The sequence below is a fragment of the Emcibacteraceae bacterium genome (assembly GCA_041396985.1).
In the GTDB taxonomy this organism is placed as follows: Bacteria; Pseudomonadota; Alphaproteobacteria; order Sphingomonadales; family Emcibacteraceae; genus Pseudemcibacter.
Window position 1 is genome coordinate 510,488 of record JAWKXO010000001.1, and the last position, 14,543, is coordinate 525,030.

Here is a 14,543-nt window from a genome sequence, read left to right on the forward strand (position 1 = left end):
ATTGAATGAAATTACGCACAGCAACCATGGAAGATTGCAGAGACATATTTATCTGGCGCAATGATTTGACGACCAGACAAATGTCAATTGATACGGGAGAAATCAATTTTGAGAATCATGTTAACTGGCTGGAAAAAACATTAAAAAACAATAATTTAAGGCTTTATATTTTAGAAAGTGAGAATAAAAAAGTTGGCGTGGTAAGATTTGATCGTGCAGATCAGGACTTGATTGTTTCCATAAATTTAAATCCCGCGTTCAGAGGTCAGGGATTGGCTGTTAAAACACTTTCTATTGCAATTGACGAAATAAGAAAAGAATGGAAATTTGACACAATCATCGCAAAAATTAAATCAGAGAATAAAGCGAGCATCGCTCTCTTTGAAAAATGTGGTTTTGTCCAAAAAGAATGTATTAACAATATACTGATATATACAATGAAATGACCCAGAAATTTATTGAAATAGCCGGACGGAAAATTGGCCATAACTACCCTCCCTATATTATTGCAGAACTTTCCGCCAATCATAATGGATCAATTGACCGTGCTTTAAAATCCATTGTGGCTGCCAAGGATGCGGGGGCAGACGCCGTAAAAATTCAAACCTATACGGCTGATACAATAACCATTGACTGTGAAAGTGATGATTTCATGATCAATGATGGTGGCCTTTGGGATGGCTATAGTCTTCATAAACTTTATAAATGGGCGGAAACCCCATTTGAATGGCATCAGGCTCTATTTGATAAAGCCAAAGAGCTGGGCATTACACTTTTCAGCAGCCCGTTTGATCATACGGCTGTCGACTTACTAGTAAGCCTGAATGCACCCGCCTATAAAATTGCCTCCTTTGAACTTGTGGATATTCCGCTGATCCGGAAAGTGGCCAAAACGGGAAAACCGATGATTATGTCCACCGGAATGGCAGATGAGCAGGAAATTACACTTGCCGTCGAAACGGCAAGAAAATATGGTTGCGACCAACTATGTCTGCTTCACTGTATCAGCAGTTATCCTGCCCCTGTTGATCAGTCGAATTTAAGAACAATAGCAGATATTGAAAAACGTTTTGATGTCGTCGCCGGTCTTTCGGATCATACATTAGGCACGACAGTTGCTGTTTCATCGATCGCGCTAGGCGCGTCCGTCATTGAAAAACATTTTAAACTTGATGATGATGAAGAAGGACCCGATAGCGCTTTCTCGCTGACCGACAAGCAGCTGAAAATATTATGTGATGAAACAAAAAATGCGTGGCAGGCACTCGGCACGGCAAGTTATGATCGAAAACCTGCCGAAGAGCAGAATTTAAAATTCCGGCGGTCCCTTTATTTTGTTGAGGATTTGAAAAAAGGCGACATTATTACGGGTAAAAATATGCGCAGTATCCGCCCCGGATTTGGCATTGCTCCAAAATATTATGATGAAATATTGGGAAAAAAAGTTAAAACTGATATAGCCCGTGGTACACCGGTTAAATTTGAGCTGATAGAATAAACTGACATTTGGAAAGAATGAATATGAGTTATAAAACCGAACAGGAAGAATTTTGGGCTGGTGAATTTGGCGACGATTATATAGGCCGAAATCAGGGGGATGAACTGCTTGCCTCCAATCTAAATTTCTTCTCAAAAGCCCTCAACTCAGCATCCGGTTTAGATTCAGTGATTGAGTTTGGTGCCAATATAGGAATGAACCTGAGGGCTTTAAAGCTCCTTTATCCACATCAGGAACAGTTTGGCATTGAAATTAATGAGAAAGCCGCAACGGAATTATGCAGGTTTTTAGGTGAAAAGAATGTGTTCAACAGTTCAATTTTTGACTTTAAAATTAAAAAGAAGGTTACCCTCTCTCTTATTAAAGGGGTACTCATACACATCAACCCGGAAATGCTGCCTAATGTTTATGAAGCTCTTTATAATGCCTCGAACAAATATATTCTGGTTTGTGAATATTATAACCCCTCACCTGTGGAAATTAATTATAGAGGTCATGCCGAGAGATTATATAAAAGAGACTTTTGCGGGGAAATGCTAAAAACCTATCCTGATCTTAGGCTTATTGATTATGGGTTTGCCTATAAAAATGACCCGTCATTCCCTCAGGATGATATTACCTGGTTTCTAATGGAAAAAACCGGGTAAGTTTAAAATTAATAAATTTTATAACAAAAAACCTGCAGGAATAATTTTCATGCAGGTTTTTTATAAACTTATATTAATCATACTAAACTCTTTTTATTATGCTGTCTCATCGACAACAAGTCCCTCCGTTTCCCGGTAATAGGCAATGAGTGCCAGCACTTCCTCGGCGGGAAATTGGGATACAACTTCACCGGATTTTTTATCTACACTTTTATAAACAAACAATCCTGATTCACCATCAACATCAATACTCAATTTTGTATTTGCTGATTTCAAAGTGAGCGCTTTATTCAATATAGCTTCCGCCTGACTGACAAAATCACCCGCTTGTTTTGTATCTTTTTTCAGTAGGTTATTAATGGTTTTGGACTGTACCGCATTAGCAGCTTCCGGAGCCGCATCAGTATTTTCAGTGGCGGTGCCACCTACATTCCTTTTAGGGAGGGCAGCGTCCTGAATAACACGAGCAGCGGTTAAGCCCCCACCATATGTGTTAATTCCATCTACCATAATAATCTTTATTCCTTATCTGAATTGCTAAGTTGATGACTTTGGTGAGGTATAAAATACCCCACCAAAAATCAAATAACCAATTAACGGAATAGTGAGAGCACTGTTCCAGGTGCCTGGTTCGCAATAGACAAGGCTTGCAAGCCAAGTTGCTGTTTCACCTGCAGTGACTGCAAGTTCGCACTTTCACGAGCCAGATCAGCATCAACCAGATTACCAATACCAACTTCGATAGCGTCAGAAAGCTTCTCAATGAATGTTCCAACAACCTCAATACGTTTTGAACCCGCACCAAGTGCTGATAGTGAAGCATTCACAGTAGCAATCGCAGTAGAAATCGCTGTAACAGCAGCAAGAGCATTTGCAGATGTGTCAATAGACGTTGTTGCAAGTGCCAGAGTTGTTGAATCGATATCTTGTGCAGTAATCGTAATAGCATTTGCTGATAGACCATTCGCATCAACGATCGCAACGATATTATTAGCTTGAAGTGCATTCAATCCGTTAAATTGAGCATTTTTCACAATTGTATTAATTTGTGAAACAAGCTGACGATAATCGTTATTAAGAAGTCCGCGTGACGTTGCATCATTACCCTGGTCACGTGAAGCAACAGCTTTTTCTTTCAGTTGAACCAAAAGATCAGAAACTGCTTCCGCGCCGGCCAAAGCCACATCAACGGCACCAGTCGCACGGTCAAGACTTGATTTAACAGCTCTTAGACCACCAAGCTCGGCACGTTGTTTTTGTGCAATCGCAAAAACAGATGCATCATCCTTAGCACCAGCCACTTTAAGACCAGTGTTAATTCTGCTTTGAACAATATTTAATTGTGAATTTGTTTTATTCAGATTTTGCAGAGCAACGAGCGCACCTGCGTTTGTATTTACGGAAAAACCCATAGTATAATCTCCATTCTAGAGTATGTTACGGAGCATTTTGCTCCAGTTAGAGCCGAATTTATTTCAGCCAGTTATAATGTTAACAAAAATGTCTTTCTGACACCTACTAACCTGACCAAATTATTCTACAACCCTTTAACAAAAATTTAACAAGATTCACCTTTTCATTAATAAGTTCAATAAATCATATATTATAATGAGTTACAACTAAAAAATTAATATAGTTAACAAAAATTAACCATATTATACCTTAATTGAAGTCCCTGAATGTGGTGAAGATTCAGGTGAGTATCCGGTGGTCTGAGATGTATGCTGCTGCTGATTCTGTTCCTGCAGGGCCGCTGCATTTTTTTGCTGCATTGCAAGCCCTTCCATCACACTCCTGTTTACATCTATAAGCGCCTGGATATCCTCGTTTTCCCTGATAATTTTTGAGCTGTGCTTACCGACCCATATGGATAGAGATATTATTTGCGCCCGAAGTGTTTTTGGAAGCTGGTTTCCCTCTACCGCACAATCCGTGGCAAACGTTGACCACATCCGTCTGTTCCAGTAAAGCGCGTCATGCAATTTCTGATCGGTTTTTGCCAATCCTTTTGCATCCATCAGGGCGCGGGTTACGTCAACAAATAGTCGATATTCCGTTTGCTGCGGTGTTTCGGTTGTTTTACTTGTATTCTGGTAGGCATTAAGTGACATGTGCTAATCTCAGATTTTCATACTCAAATAATTTTTTACATTTCATCAGTGCTTTATAAAATTCACCTTCCATGACATCCTTGCTGATTGCCACACAAAGCAGTTTGGTTTCCGGGTCTTCTACCACACCAAGAAATTCTGTCATTCTTAGAACAAACTGTTCATGATATTTATTAAAGCCAGCTGGATCCATGTACATAAGCATGATGGGGAAATAGACATGTTTAACAGGTGTATCAACCTGCTCGGAAGGAAGAATGTCCTTTTCCCTAAGCAGGGACGCTTTATTTTGTAGCACCAAAGTTGAGCGCCGATCACCATTTACGATGACGGCTCCATTTACAACAAATTTTTCCCCGGGCTTTAACGATAATTTCAACGCCATTTTATTTTTTCTTCCTATATCCTGTATTATTAATAACGAGGATAATATACTTCTGTTAACCATTTCACAATTAAATGGTTAATATAATCTAAAAATGATAAAGAATATTTTATATAAATAGTCATATATTAATAAAAATAGCAATTACGGGCATTTAAATGACAAACAAGAGAAAAAAAATTTCGCCGGAACCTTCTCCTCCTAAAAATAAGGCTCAGTATATAAAACTCTTAAAAAAAGGCATTACGTATCACAGAAACTCTGACTTCATAAATGCAATTAAACATCTTAATAAAGCAATGGAGTATGATACTAAAAATTCTCAGTTATTCATGTTGCTGGCTGACAGCTTATTTAAAATCGACAATAAACAGGCCGCTTTACAGGTCATGTCCCATGCGCTTGAAGCAAATCCAGATGATCCGGCCAATGTTCTGGTTTTAGGGAATGCCGCTTATAATATGCAATTTTTTGATCTTGCTGCAAAAATTCATGCTCACCATATAAGACTAAGCCCCAATGACCCAATAGGGTATAATAATTATGCAACCGCGCTCAGGGAAGACGGCAAACTTAATGAAGCCATTTCAATTCTTCAGGATGTTCTACCCTTATTTCCGCAATCTGTCGAGCTATGGAATACATTGGGGTCCATTGTGGCTTTTCGCGACGGTAAAGAAAAAGCGATCGTATTTTTTGAGGAGTCCCTTAAACTCAATCCGGAAAATGCACAAGCCTTAAACAATATTGCGCCAGCATATTATTCCGTAGGTAATTATAAAAAAGCCGAGGAAATGATAAGAAAGGCCATTAAAGTTCAACCAACAATGAAGGACCCCCATCTGTATCTTGCAACCCTGTTGCTCAGCACCCGGCAGTTCAAAGAAGGTTGGGAGGAATATCAATGGCGGCATGATGCAAAAATAAAACTGACAATAAGATTTAATCAGCTTCCTTATTGGCAGGGAGAGCCGCTTAAAGGAAAAAAAATATTTGTCTTTTGCGAACAGGGCATCGGTGATGAAATTTTGTTTACGTGGCATTTTAATGAATTAATTAAGGAAGCCGATAAAGTTGGTATAGCCTGTGCCGAGAGGCTGGTACCATTATTTAGAAGCAGCTTTCCAGATGCCCAAGTTGAAAAAACTCTCACAAAGCTTAATAAGCAGAGTGATGATATTTTTCGCGCCTTTCCGGATTTTAATCTTGAAGAATTTGATTATCAGTGTGCTGCCTGTGATGTCACAAAATATAAATGGCAATCATATGAAGACATTAAAGATAACATTATTCCTACATTAAAACCTGATCAGAAAATTGTTAAGCACTGGAAAAAAGAGCTTGATAAGCTGCCGCATAAAATTTCCATTGGGGTTGCCTGGCGAAGCGGTATAACACTCGCTAACAGGTCGCGAAATTACACTGAATTACTCAACTGGAAACCATTATTAGAGCACCCAAATGTAAATTATGTAAATGTTCAATATGGAGACTGTGACGCAGAGTTGGCTGAGTTAGAGGAAAAAACCGGAATTAAAATTCATAATTTCAAGGATTTGGACCTCAGGGATGATTTTGAAGCGACGACAGCAATGATGAGTTCACTTGATCTGGTCATTGGTCCTTCATCAGCGCCAACAATGCAGTCCCAGATGGCTGGGGTGGAAACATGGTTTATTATTTCCGGAATGCATTGGTGGAGTTTTGGTGAGGATAAACCAAAATGGAACCCGAAATCAAGAATCCTTGAGAAAAACGACAATGACCCGTGGTCCGGTCATATGGCCAATTGTGCTTCGGAACTGGGAAAATGGTTAAAAGCAAAAAGAAAATAAATTATTTTCGATTGTTGTATTTCGCAACAGACTGTTCCAGTCCCATTTTCAGTTCTTTACCAATTTCACCACCATCACCATCTATGCGGTCACGGATCACCACACGCATGGCATCAATATGCGCTTTAATAATTTCCACGTGGTTATCTGTTAATCCTGAACCGGACGACGTAAAATTATAAAGCCCTTCGGCAAAATCGGTGATCAACTGGTAGCCAAATGTCCCGCCCTGCCCCTTCATATCATGAGCAATTGAGTTAATCCGTTCAAAATACCCTTTACGGTTTGTTTCATCATCAACGCAGCGCCGATGAACTTCAAACAGTTCATCAATAACACTCATAACCCAATCCGGATAATCTTCGGCCATTTCATTTAAGGCTTCTTCCGCTTCTGTAAGCAGATCATCATCAAATTCGATAACCGCATTGGCATCAAGTCCAAGACCTGCGGTCTTTTCCTTCAGTCTGTTTTTTATGCGATAAAAGCGAACCTTGACACCTGGCTTAGACATTGACTATCTCCACTTCAGGACTGTTATAGGTTAATTTACGTCTGTCTTCCCCGCTAAACGGAATTTCCTGGCGCCGTCTGTCAGGACCGAAATAAGAGCTTGTATGAACAAATTGTCTTGGTTTAAAAATTACGGATTTAAGTTTGTCCGCCAAGGCGTTAACGGAGAATGGCTTTGACATGAATTCTGTAACACCCATTTCGCGCGCTTCATGTACTCTTTTCGGTTCTGAATATCCGGTCAGCATTATAAATGGTTTAAATCGGTCCCTGCTGTCCTTATGGCGTCTGATCCAGCGCAGCAGCATAAGACCATTTACCGGGCTCATTTCCCAGTCACTGATCACAATATCAACCGACATCATACCGGCTTTCATGGGATTTTCTTCAACCAGCTTGATAAATTCGATCGCTTCGGCACCGTCATCAACGGATCTTACTGACTGAACGCCGAGAATTCTAACACTGTTTACCAATAATGCACGGATAAAGGGGCTGTCTTCCACAACAAGAACACTTATTCGACTTAAATCAATCCCACTCATAAATTATCTCTTTAATTATATTACTTTATTAACATCTGTTAGCCATTTAAACTCTATTATGGTAAACAAATTATAAATTATAATTAATTAAATAATATTACCAGATTTTAATGATATAATAATCATTGAGGCGTTATAAAAAACACCATTATCAATTGGTGCGATCCTCTTGCGATCAATAGGCTGCACTGATACAATAGATGCAGTAGAGTATTTTTAGGCAGATCAGGTATATGAGTGACAAAAAAGGCATAAAAACCAGGCAGGTCGTTACGGCACACCCATCATCGCTGAAACATTCCAACTTAAACAGTGTAGAAAATCTGTCATTTTGGAATAAATTCAAGCGTCGGTGGCCGGTATATTTTGCTGGACTGATCACTATTTGTTGGATTTCTTTTTGTGTTTATATCGCAAAAAACTCCGGGATTAATCTTGCTTCAATGCCGCTTATGGAATTGTCAGCAATTCTTTCCGGAGTGATGCTTCCTTTGGTTTTGATCTGGATATTATGTCTGGTATTAATACGTGTTAATCCGATTGAAGAAAATTATCGCGCCCTTGAAACAGGGCTTGACCAGCTTCTGAACCCTGTGGAAATTACCCGGACAAGAATTGTCAAAATTATTGATAACCTAAAAACTGAAATAGATAAAATTGACAAAGCCGGTGACGTTGCCGCAAACCGGTTTCAGAAACTTCAGGAAGATTTTAAAAAACAGATTTCAGAACTTTTCGATGCAACTATTGATGCGGATGCAAGATCCTCTCAAATCAGAGAAAAGCTTTCCGGCGAGCGGGAAGCGATTTCAACATTGACATCAGATATTCAAAAACAGACTGAACAGTTGACTGTGCAATTCAAACAGTTCAGGGAAGATGTGCAGCAAACAAGCGACGATACAAAAAAGCACTCTGAATTTTTGAATAATGAGTTGAGCTTTCAAAACAAAACTCTTGAAAACAGATCAAAACAGATTGAGGAAAATCTCGAAGGACTTGGCAAAAGACTTGCTAAAATTTCCGATGATATTACGGATCAGTCAAACCATTCCTATCATCATCTAAGTGAAGTCATTGACGGCTTTGATGAAAGAAGAGCAGTTCTTAATAATTTCATGACAACCTTGATGGACGAAGTCGGCTCAATTTGTGAGAAACTTGATAAACAGGCCAACACACTAAACGATTTTAGTGGAAAATCATCAAAAACAAGCGAGAAAATAACCAGGGAAATAAAAACCCAAGCTGAGGAGCTTTCTAGAATTGCCGAAAAAACCCTTAAAGACATTTCTGCAAGCGGCGCTGCAATTGAAAAGCAAACCCGCTTTATGGGAACATCTATTGATGAGGCAACTGAAAACAGTAAAATAAGCATAGCCAGAGCAAGTGATTATTTCACTGAAAAAGCGAACGACCTTAACCGCGTATCAAGCGATCTTGAAGACAGCATCAAACAGAACCTAGATGAAATTTCAAATATTCTTACTGATAAAGCCCTATCCCTAGGCGATGATATCTCAATTCAGTTCCAGAATATCGAAGCTGACCTTGAACGCGGTAATGAGGCCATTTCGGACATTCTTGCGCGCAATATCAATAAGCTGTCCGGCCATATTGAAAACAGCAAAGCAGAAACGGAAAAATATTTGCAGGAAATTCTGTCTTCAATTGAAGAGCAGTCGGACTATATTGGAAAATCACTTGGCGAGACAAGAGCTGATATTGTTGACCGTACTACTCTTCTGCAAACCGAACATCAAGCATTGGAAAAATATGCCGCCAGTTTTCAGGAAAGAATGGTCAGAACTGAAAATGAACTTAAAAAGCAGCAGGTCGACATGCTTTCCTGTATTACTGTTATTGAAGACGGGCTGGCTGTTTCCATAGATAAAATCAAAAAAAGCTCTACAAACCTTGGGGCTCATGGTCAACAGGTTATTGAAAGCATCATTTCACAGACTTCTGAACTTACAAATCAGATTACAGAAGTACAGAACCGCAGCAAAAACAGTATTACAGAAATTCAGAATGCCAGCCTTAAAGCAACTGATAATATTCTGAATAGAGAAAAAGAAACCACTGAAATTATTGAAGAATGGCTCCTGACGGCAAACAATGTCAGCATCGAGCATAATGAAAGCATGAAAAAAATTGAAAGCATCATGGGCGAGCTTTCAAAGCTTGAAAAAGCAACTGAAAATACGCTTTCAACTTCCGAAGAAAATATCAGAAGAATTTCCAGCGAGCTTCTGCGCAGCACAGACAGCATTCAAATTGCCTCCAATAGTGCTATTGAAGCACTGGATGAAACAAACAGGGCGCTGAATAAAAATGCTGAAAAATATCAGCAAATGATAAATGCAATTCAGCTGTCCAGCCAGAGCCTTGCCCTGAATGCCAACGCCATTGAAACCAAGCTAAAGAAAATCAATTCTGTCAATTTTGCGCATGTATCTGCAAGGATAATGGAAAAACTGCAATCAGAATCCATTGATATTATATATTACCTTGATGGCAGCATTCCTAAAGAGCTCTGGGACAATTACCTTGATGGTGATAAGAACCTGTTTATCCGCAAATTTAAAAAATATATAAGCAAACAAGCCGTTTCTGACATTAAAAATCATTATATTGAAAATTCGGAATTTAGAAAAAATGTAGATAGTTTCATCTATACATTTGAAGAATTGCTTGCAACATTTAATGAATCCACCGAAACTGTATTTAAAGAAACTCTTATAACATCGGATATCAGCAAGGTTTACTTTGCGCTTGCAGAAGCAACCGGACGACTTAAACATAATGATTAAATTCTTCAGATCGGTTTATTGTGCAACACTATTAATTTTACTGGTTGCCTGTAGCGGAAATGTTGAAAAAAAGTCAGATGCCTCGACAGAAGATAACCCGGTTAATTTCAAACTTGCCAGCACTTACCCTAGTACCCTGACTATTCTTGGAACAATGGCCAAGCGGTTTGAACAGCAGATCGATCTGATTTCAGGCGGCAATATCAAGTTCAGATTTTTTGAACCCGGTGCTCTCGCCCCGCCACTTGAAACATTTGATGCAGTCTCATATGGCGCATTGGACAGCGCCTGGTCATCCCCCGGCTTCTGGAGCGGGAAAGTACCCGCCCTGCAGACCTTCGCAGCAATCCCCTTCGGCCCTGACAGTGCAGAATATATGGCCTGGTATTATAATGGCGGTGGCAAGGAAATTTTTGAAGATATTTATCATAAACATAATATCCACAGCATTATTTGCGGTATAAGCCCACCTGAAGCTTCGGGTTGGTTTAAAAAGGAAATCAAAACACTTGATGACCTAAAAGGTATCAGAATGCGTTTCTTTGGCCTTGGCGCCCGCGTTATGAGCAAAATGGGAGTTTCAACCCAACTGCTTGCCACTGGTGATATTTTCCCGGCACTGGAACTTGGGGCCATTGACGCAACGGAATTTTCCGTACCGGCTGTTGATCAGAAACTTGGGTTTGATAAAATTGCAAAGCACTATTATTTCCCGGGCTGGCATCAGCAATCTACATTTTTTGAGTTAATGATTAATCTGGATAAATGGCAAACTTTATCCGAAAGGCAAAAAGCGGAAATTTACACCACTTGTGGAGACAATATGCGCTTTGGAATTGCCGAAGGGGAAGCGCTGCAGGCGGAAGCCATTAACAAGCTAAAAGCCAGCGGGACAATATTCCACAAATGGCCGGATGAAATTCTTGATGCTTTTGAGGCCGCATGGATGGAAGTTGCCGAAGAAGAAGCCGCAAAAGACCTCGATTTTAAAAGATCGTGGGACTCTTTACAAAAATTCAGAGCATCATACAAAACATGGAAAGAGCTGGGCTATATTAAAGCGGACCGTTGACCATATTTTAAAATCAACCTCATATCTTGGACGGTTTTTTCTGATCGCTCTGATGCTTACGATTATTCTTGATGTGATCGGTAGGCGTTTTATGAATGTGGGCTCGGTTGCCCTGCAGGAACTGGAATGGCACTTTCATGGCGCTCTTTTTCTGCTTTGCCTCGGCTTTACCTATATGGAAGATGCCCATGTCCGTGTTGATTTGCTCAGGGAGAATTTTTCGGAAAGGACCAACCGTCTTATTGAAATTATCGGCTGTCTTGTATTTCTTCTCCCCTATTGTGGGGTTGTTATTTACTTTGGCATTGATTTCACTATGAAATCTTATACCGCCGGTGAGATGTCCGCCAATACCAACGGACTTCCCTATCGTTTCATCATTAAATCGCTTTTACCGATCGGGTTTCTGCTGCTTGGCTTGTCAGCCATATCCGTCCTTTTAAGAAGGAAAGATACAAATGAATAGCCTGATCGAAATTTTGCCGTTACTGATGTTTCCGGCCCTTGCTGCCAGTCTATTTTCCGGCTTCCCGGTTGCCTTTGTTCTTGGGGGTGTCGGTCTTTATTTCGGTCTCATCGGTATGGAACTCGGCATTTTCAATTTCAGGGAATTCTTTCTGATAAATTCAAGAATTTTTGGTGGTGTGGTTGAAAATATTGTTCTGATCGCCATTCCCATGTTTGTTTTCATGGGGCTTATCCTTGAACGAAGTGGAATTGCCGAAGAGCTTTTGCAAAGCCTGAAGGTCATGACAAGAAGAATACCAGGTGGATTAGCGATATCTGTTACTCTTCTTGGGACGATCATGGCAGCAACAACGGGCATCATTGGCGCTAGTGTCGTGATGATATCCCTTATGGCCTATCCTGCCCTTCTTGCCGCAAATTATGGAAAAGACTTTTCCAGTGGCACAATTGCCGCTGCCGGCACGCTCGGCATTCTTATTCCGCCTAGTATTATGCTTGTGATTATGGGGGATCTGTTGTCCATTTCTGTTACGGATCTATTTATGACAGCCCTGATCCCGGGGCTAATGCTGGCATGTCTTTATTTGCTCTATATCGTAATTATGCACCGTGGTCAGAAACCGGAAGAAATTGACGAAAATCAGGATCATATCGGTCTAATTATCCTAAAAGGATTTATCCCTGCCGTATTGCTGATCACACTTGTGCTTGGATCCATTTTTGCGGGTTTTGCAACTCCGACCGAAGCCGCTGGCGTCGGGGCATTTGGGGCCATTATGCTTGCACTTGCCAAAAACCGCATTACGCACGAGAAATTATGGCAGATGTGCGATGAAACGATTAAAACCTCCGGCATGATCTTTGGAATTTTTGTTGGTGCCACTGCCTTTTCCTATGTATTTCGGTCTCTGGGCGGTGATGATCTTATCATCCATTTTATGGAAAATTTCACAGGCGGTCCCTGGATTGTTATCTGTATGCTGATGTTGATCGTCTTTATGCTTGGGTTTTTCTTTGACTGGATTGAAATCACCCTCATTGTTCTGCCTATCTTTAGCCCGATCCTGAATGGACTTGATTTAGGAGGGCATGTTGAGCCGGTGCAAATTCTACCGTGGTTTGCTGTACTTGTGGCCATAAACCTGCAAACGTCATTCCTTACGCCCCCATTTGGCTTTGCCCTCTTTTATATGAAAGGGGTTGCCCCGCCTTCCATACGCATGAAGGATATATATAGAGGTGTTGTCCCCTATATTATTATTCAGCTTTTAGGGCTTATATTGGTGATGATTTTCCCGGCGATTGCCTTATGGTTACCGGGCGCTCTTAACTAGGCGGCGTTTGTGCCGACAATCTGAGTGATAAAATACTCAAAGCTTTCCATATCAACTGTTTTTTCACAGCGTGTTAAAATGCGCTCTACCATCCTGCTTTTATAACGAAGCGGATCATCAGATGCAGATGAAACCATTTCTTTTGCCACATCCAATGCAACTGTAACAACAGGGAATAAATGCGGTGAAAATTTACATTTTTCATAGATTGCCTTTAGTCCCAGATCACCACGGTCATGAATAAGCTGATAAGCGTTACCGATTGGAATACCGGCAATTTTTGCCAATGCCATTTCAAAGAAAATGACATCACCCAGGCATAATGCACGGAAGATCAGGGTTTCCGTCAAACGGCCGTTTTCATAAAGCTGGTCAACCAGAGCGGCAAAACCGACTTCATCATCCCCATCATGGATAAGGTTCGCCGTTGCCCGCTCTCTGGCGTTGAAGAATAAATCCATGACCGTATTGGCTGACATTTCGTGATGAGTAACAAGGTGGTCCCGTACCTGCTCTGAAACCAATGTTACAAGGCGCTCAGCCACCTTGATCGGGAGCTGCGCACGTTTGGCCATAGGAATGTTTACTTCTTCATCATCCCCGTATTTATCAAGTGCCTTATCCATGGTGCCCTCTTCCAGATTGGCACCGTCATTATTCATCAATGTTGCTACAACACCGGCATTCTTACTGTTTTCGACGATATGATCTGCAAGACTTGCTGAAACAGTGGACCTTGATGCCACCGCAACCTGGGCATCGGCACCCTGACTCTTAATGATTTCAACAAGGTCATCATCCGTCAGCACTTCTGAAAATTTAAGCATGGGCACGGAAACCTCGGCCACGTCATTGGCTAGTGAAATCGCAATTTCATGCGAAATGCTATCAGAATTTTTAAGACTTTCTGCCAATGCTTCGCGGACCCTTACCTCAGCGTCCCTGACCATTATCTGAAAGATTTCCTCAGCAATTTTTCTTTCTTCAGTGCTTAGGTTACCAGCTTTAAACTGCTCACTCACTTTGGTAGCTGCAACTGCCCTATTTTCCGCTGTCGGCTCGGCCAGTAGTCTTGCCACATCTGCACTATTAAGATATTCCGTCATATATAAATGGCCTTTAAACAATATATCCATTCAAAAACGAATCCGTTTTCGGCATGGTTCATATGAATTTTCACTATTTTGAACGGAAAAAGTTAAACTCACGTTAATTTTCATTAATTCTGGCACACAGTCTTTACCAAATATAAAATGATATGTTATAACATGTTGTAATTAATGGCTTTATGCTTACGCAGGTAGATATGAGCTCTATTTGTC

Annotated in this window: 15 protein-coding genes; 8 read left to right on the plus strand and 7 right to left on the minus strand. The window is 40.6% G+C overall.

The window, feature by feature from the left end; genetic code table 11:
• Positions 1-5: 5 nt before the first annotated feature.
• From R3D86_02370 to R3D86_02380, 3 genes are read left to right on the plus strand one after another with little or no spacing between them, the layout of a single operon-like run.
• Complete coding sequence (locus R3D86_02370; GenBank protein MEZ5757047.1) at positions 6-446, plus strand: GNAT family N-acetyltransferase; 441 nt, start codon at positions 6-8, stop codon at positions 444-446.
• Complete coding sequence (gene pseI, locus R3D86_02375; protein ID MEZ5757048.1) at positions 443-1,498, plus strand: pseudaminic acid synthase; 1,056 nt, start codon at positions 443-445, stop codon at positions 1,496-1,498. Before R3D86_02370 ends, pseI begins: the two co-directional genes overlap by 4 nt.
• A 23-nt stretch (positions 1,499-1,521) precedes the next feature.
• Complete coding sequence (locus R3D86_02380) at positions 1,522-2,145, plus strand: hypothetical protein (GenBank protein ID MEZ5757049.1); 624 nt, start codon at positions 1,522-1,524, stop codon at positions 2,143-2,145.
• A 96-nt stretch (positions 2,146-2,241) separates the two neighbouring features.
• On the opposite strand, the gene R3D86_02385 is transcribed toward R3D86_02380, so the two are convergent.
• From R3D86_02385 to flbT, 4 genes are all read right to left on the minus strand, one after another.
• Positions 2,242-2,655 (minus strand): flagellar protein FlaG, encoded by a 414-nt coding sequence (locus R3D86_02385; GenBank protein MEZ5757050.1) that lies wholly within the window; start codon positions 2,653-2,655, stop codon positions 2,242-2,244.
• Positions 2,656-2,738: 83 nt separating this feature from the next.
• A complete protein-coding gene (locus tag R3D86_02390; GenBank protein MEZ5757051.1) occupies positions 2,739-3,557 on the minus strand; it encodes a flagellin in 819 nt (272 codons plus the stop codon).
• Positions 3,558-3,800: 243 nt separating this feature from the next.
• Positions 3,801-4,256 (minus strand): flagellar biosynthesis regulator FlaF, encoded by a 456-nt coding sequence (gene flaF / locus R3D86_02395; protein MEZ5757052.1) that lies wholly within the window; start codon positions 4,254-4,256, stop codon positions 3,801-3,803.
• The gene (flbT, locus tag R3D86_02400) at positions 4,246-4,641 is read right to left on the minus strand and encodes a flagellar biosynthesis repressor FlbT (protein MEZ5757053.1); all 396 of its coding nucleotides are present in this window, start codon (positions 4,639-4,641) and stop codon (positions 4,246-4,248) included. Before flbT ends, flaF begins: the two co-directional genes overlap by 11 nt.
• A 158-nt stretch (positions 4,642-4,799) precedes the next feature.
• On the opposite strand from flbT, the gene R3D86_02405 reads away from it, so the two are divergent.
• Positions 4,800-6,476: a tetratricopeptide repeat protein gene (locus tag R3D86_02405; GenBank protein ID MEZ5757054.1), complete on the plus strand. Its 1,677-nt coding sequence runs from the start codon at positions 4,800-4,802 to the stop codon at positions 6,474-6,476.
• Between the two features lies 1 nt (position 6,477).
• Here the strand turns inward: R3D86_02405 and R3D86_02410 are convergent, their stop codons facing one another.
• Together R3D86_02410 and R3D86_02415 are read right to left on the minus strand one after the other, a co-directional pair.
• Entirely contained in the window at positions 6,478-6,990 is a 513-nt protein-coding gene (locus R3D86_02410; GenBank protein ID MEZ5757055.1) for a hypothetical protein, read from the minus strand.
• Positions 6,983-7,534: a response regulator gene (locus tag R3D86_02415; GenBank protein MEZ5757056.1), complete on the minus strand. Its 552-nt coding sequence runs from the start codon at positions 7,532-7,534 to the stop codon at positions 6,983-6,985. Before R3D86_02415 ends, R3D86_02410 begins: the two co-directional genes overlap by 8 nt.
• Positions 7,535-7,767: 233 nt before the next feature.
• Here R3D86_02415 and R3D86_02420 point away from each other — a divergent pair, with 233 nt between their 5' ends.
• Genes R3D86_02420 through R3D86_02435 form a run of 4 tightly spaced genes read left to right on the plus strand, consistent with a single transcriptional unit; the run spans position 7,768 to position 13,221 of the window.
• Positions 7,768-10,347, plus strand: coding sequence for a hypothetical protein (locus tag R3D86_02420; GenBank protein ID MEZ5757057.1), 2,580 nt, complete (start codon positions 7,768-7,770; stop codon positions 10,345-10,347).
• Positions 10,340-11,419 carry a TRAP transporter substrate-binding protein gene (locus tag R3D86_02425; GenBank protein MEZ5757058.1) on the plus strand — a complete coding sequence of 360 codons (1,080 nt, stop codon included), beginning with the start codon at positions 10,340-10,342 and terminating at the stop codon, positions 11,417-11,419. Before R3D86_02420 ends, R3D86_02425 begins: the two co-directional genes overlap by 8 nt.
• A gap of 52 nt (positions 11,420-11,471) precedes the next feature.
• Complete coding sequence (locus R3D86_02430) at positions 11,472-11,885, plus strand: TRAP transporter small permease subunit (protein MEZ5757059.1); 414 nt, start codon at positions 11,472-11,474, stop codon at positions 11,883-11,885.
• Positions 11,878-13,221 (plus strand): TRAP transporter large permease subunit, encoded by a 1,344-nt coding sequence (locus tag R3D86_02435; GenBank protein ID MEZ5757060.1) that lies wholly within the window; start codon positions 11,878-11,880, stop codon positions 13,219-13,221. The genes R3D86_02430 and R3D86_02435 overlap by 8 nt, the downstream gene beginning before the upstream one ends.
• On the opposite strand, the gene R3D86_02440 is transcribed toward R3D86_02435, so the two are convergent.
• The gene (locus R3D86_02440) at positions 13,218-14,327 is read right to left on the minus strand and encodes a DUF2336 domain-containing protein (GenBank protein MEZ5757061.1); all 1,110 of its coding nucleotides are present in this window, start codon (positions 14,325-14,327) and stop codon (positions 13,218-13,220) included. The two genes, R3D86_02435 and R3D86_02440, sit on opposite strands and share 4 nt — an antisense overlap.
• Between the last annotated feature and the right edge of the window lie 216 nt (positions 14,328-14,543).

Bases quoted from the DNA above. Each gene is read 5' to 3' on its own strand.
- R3D86_02370 (MEZ5757047.1), top strand. From the start codon at position 6: ATGAAATTACGCACAGCAACCATGGAAGATTGCAGAGACATATTTATC.
- pseI (MEZ5757048.1), top strand. From the start codon at position 443: ATGACCCAGAAATTTATTGAAATAGCCGGACGGAAAATTGGCCATAAC.
- R3D86_02380 (MEZ5757049.1), top strand. From the start codon at position 1,522: ATGAGTTATAAAACCGAACAGGAAGAATTTTGGGCTGGTGAATTTGGC.
- R3D86_02385 (MEZ5757050.1), bottom strand. From the start codon at position 2,655: ATGGTAGATGGAATTAACACATATGGTGGGGGCTTAACCGCTGCTCGT.
- R3D86_02390 (MEZ5757051.1), bottom strand. From the start codon at position 3,557: ATGGGTTTTTCCGTAAATACAAACGCAGGTGCGCTCGTTGCTCTGCAA.
- flaF (MEZ5757052.1), bottom strand. From the start codon at position 4,256: ATGTCACTTAATGCCTACCAGAATACAAGTAAAACAACCGAAACACCG.
- flbT (MEZ5757053.1), bottom strand. From the start codon at position 4,641: ATGGCGTTGAAATTATCGTTAAAGCCCGGGGAAAAATTTGTTGTAAAT.
- R3D86_02405 (MEZ5757054.1), top strand. From the start codon at position 4,800: ATGACAAACAAGAGAAAAAAAATTTCGCCGGAACCTTCTCCTCCTAAA.
- R3D86_02410 (MEZ5757055.1), bottom strand. From the start codon at position 6,990: ATGTCTAAGCCAGGTGTCAAGGTTCGCTTTTATCGCATAAAAAACAGA.
- R3D86_02415 (MEZ5757056.1), bottom strand. From the start codon at position 7,534: ATGAGTGGGATTGATTTAAGTCGAATAAGTGTTCTTGTTGTGGAAGAC.
- R3D86_02420 (MEZ5757057.1), top strand. From the start codon at position 7,768: ATGAGTGACAAAAAAGGCATAAAAACCAGGCAGGTCGTTACGGCACAC.
- R3D86_02425 (MEZ5757058.1), top strand. From the start codon at position 10,340: ATGATTAAATTCTTCAGATCGGTTTATTGTGCAACACTATTAATTTTA.
- R3D86_02430 (MEZ5757059.1), top strand. From the start codon at position 11,472: ATGCTTACGATTATTCTTGATGTGATCGGTAGGCGTTTTATGAATGTG.
- R3D86_02435 (MEZ5757060.1), top strand. From the start codon at position 11,878: ATGAATAGCCTGATCGAAATTTTGCCGTTACTGATGTTTCCGGCCCTT.
- R3D86_02440 (MEZ5757061.1), bottom strand. From the start codon at position 14,327: ATGACGGAATATCTTAATAGTGCAGATGTGGCAAGACTACTGGCCGAG.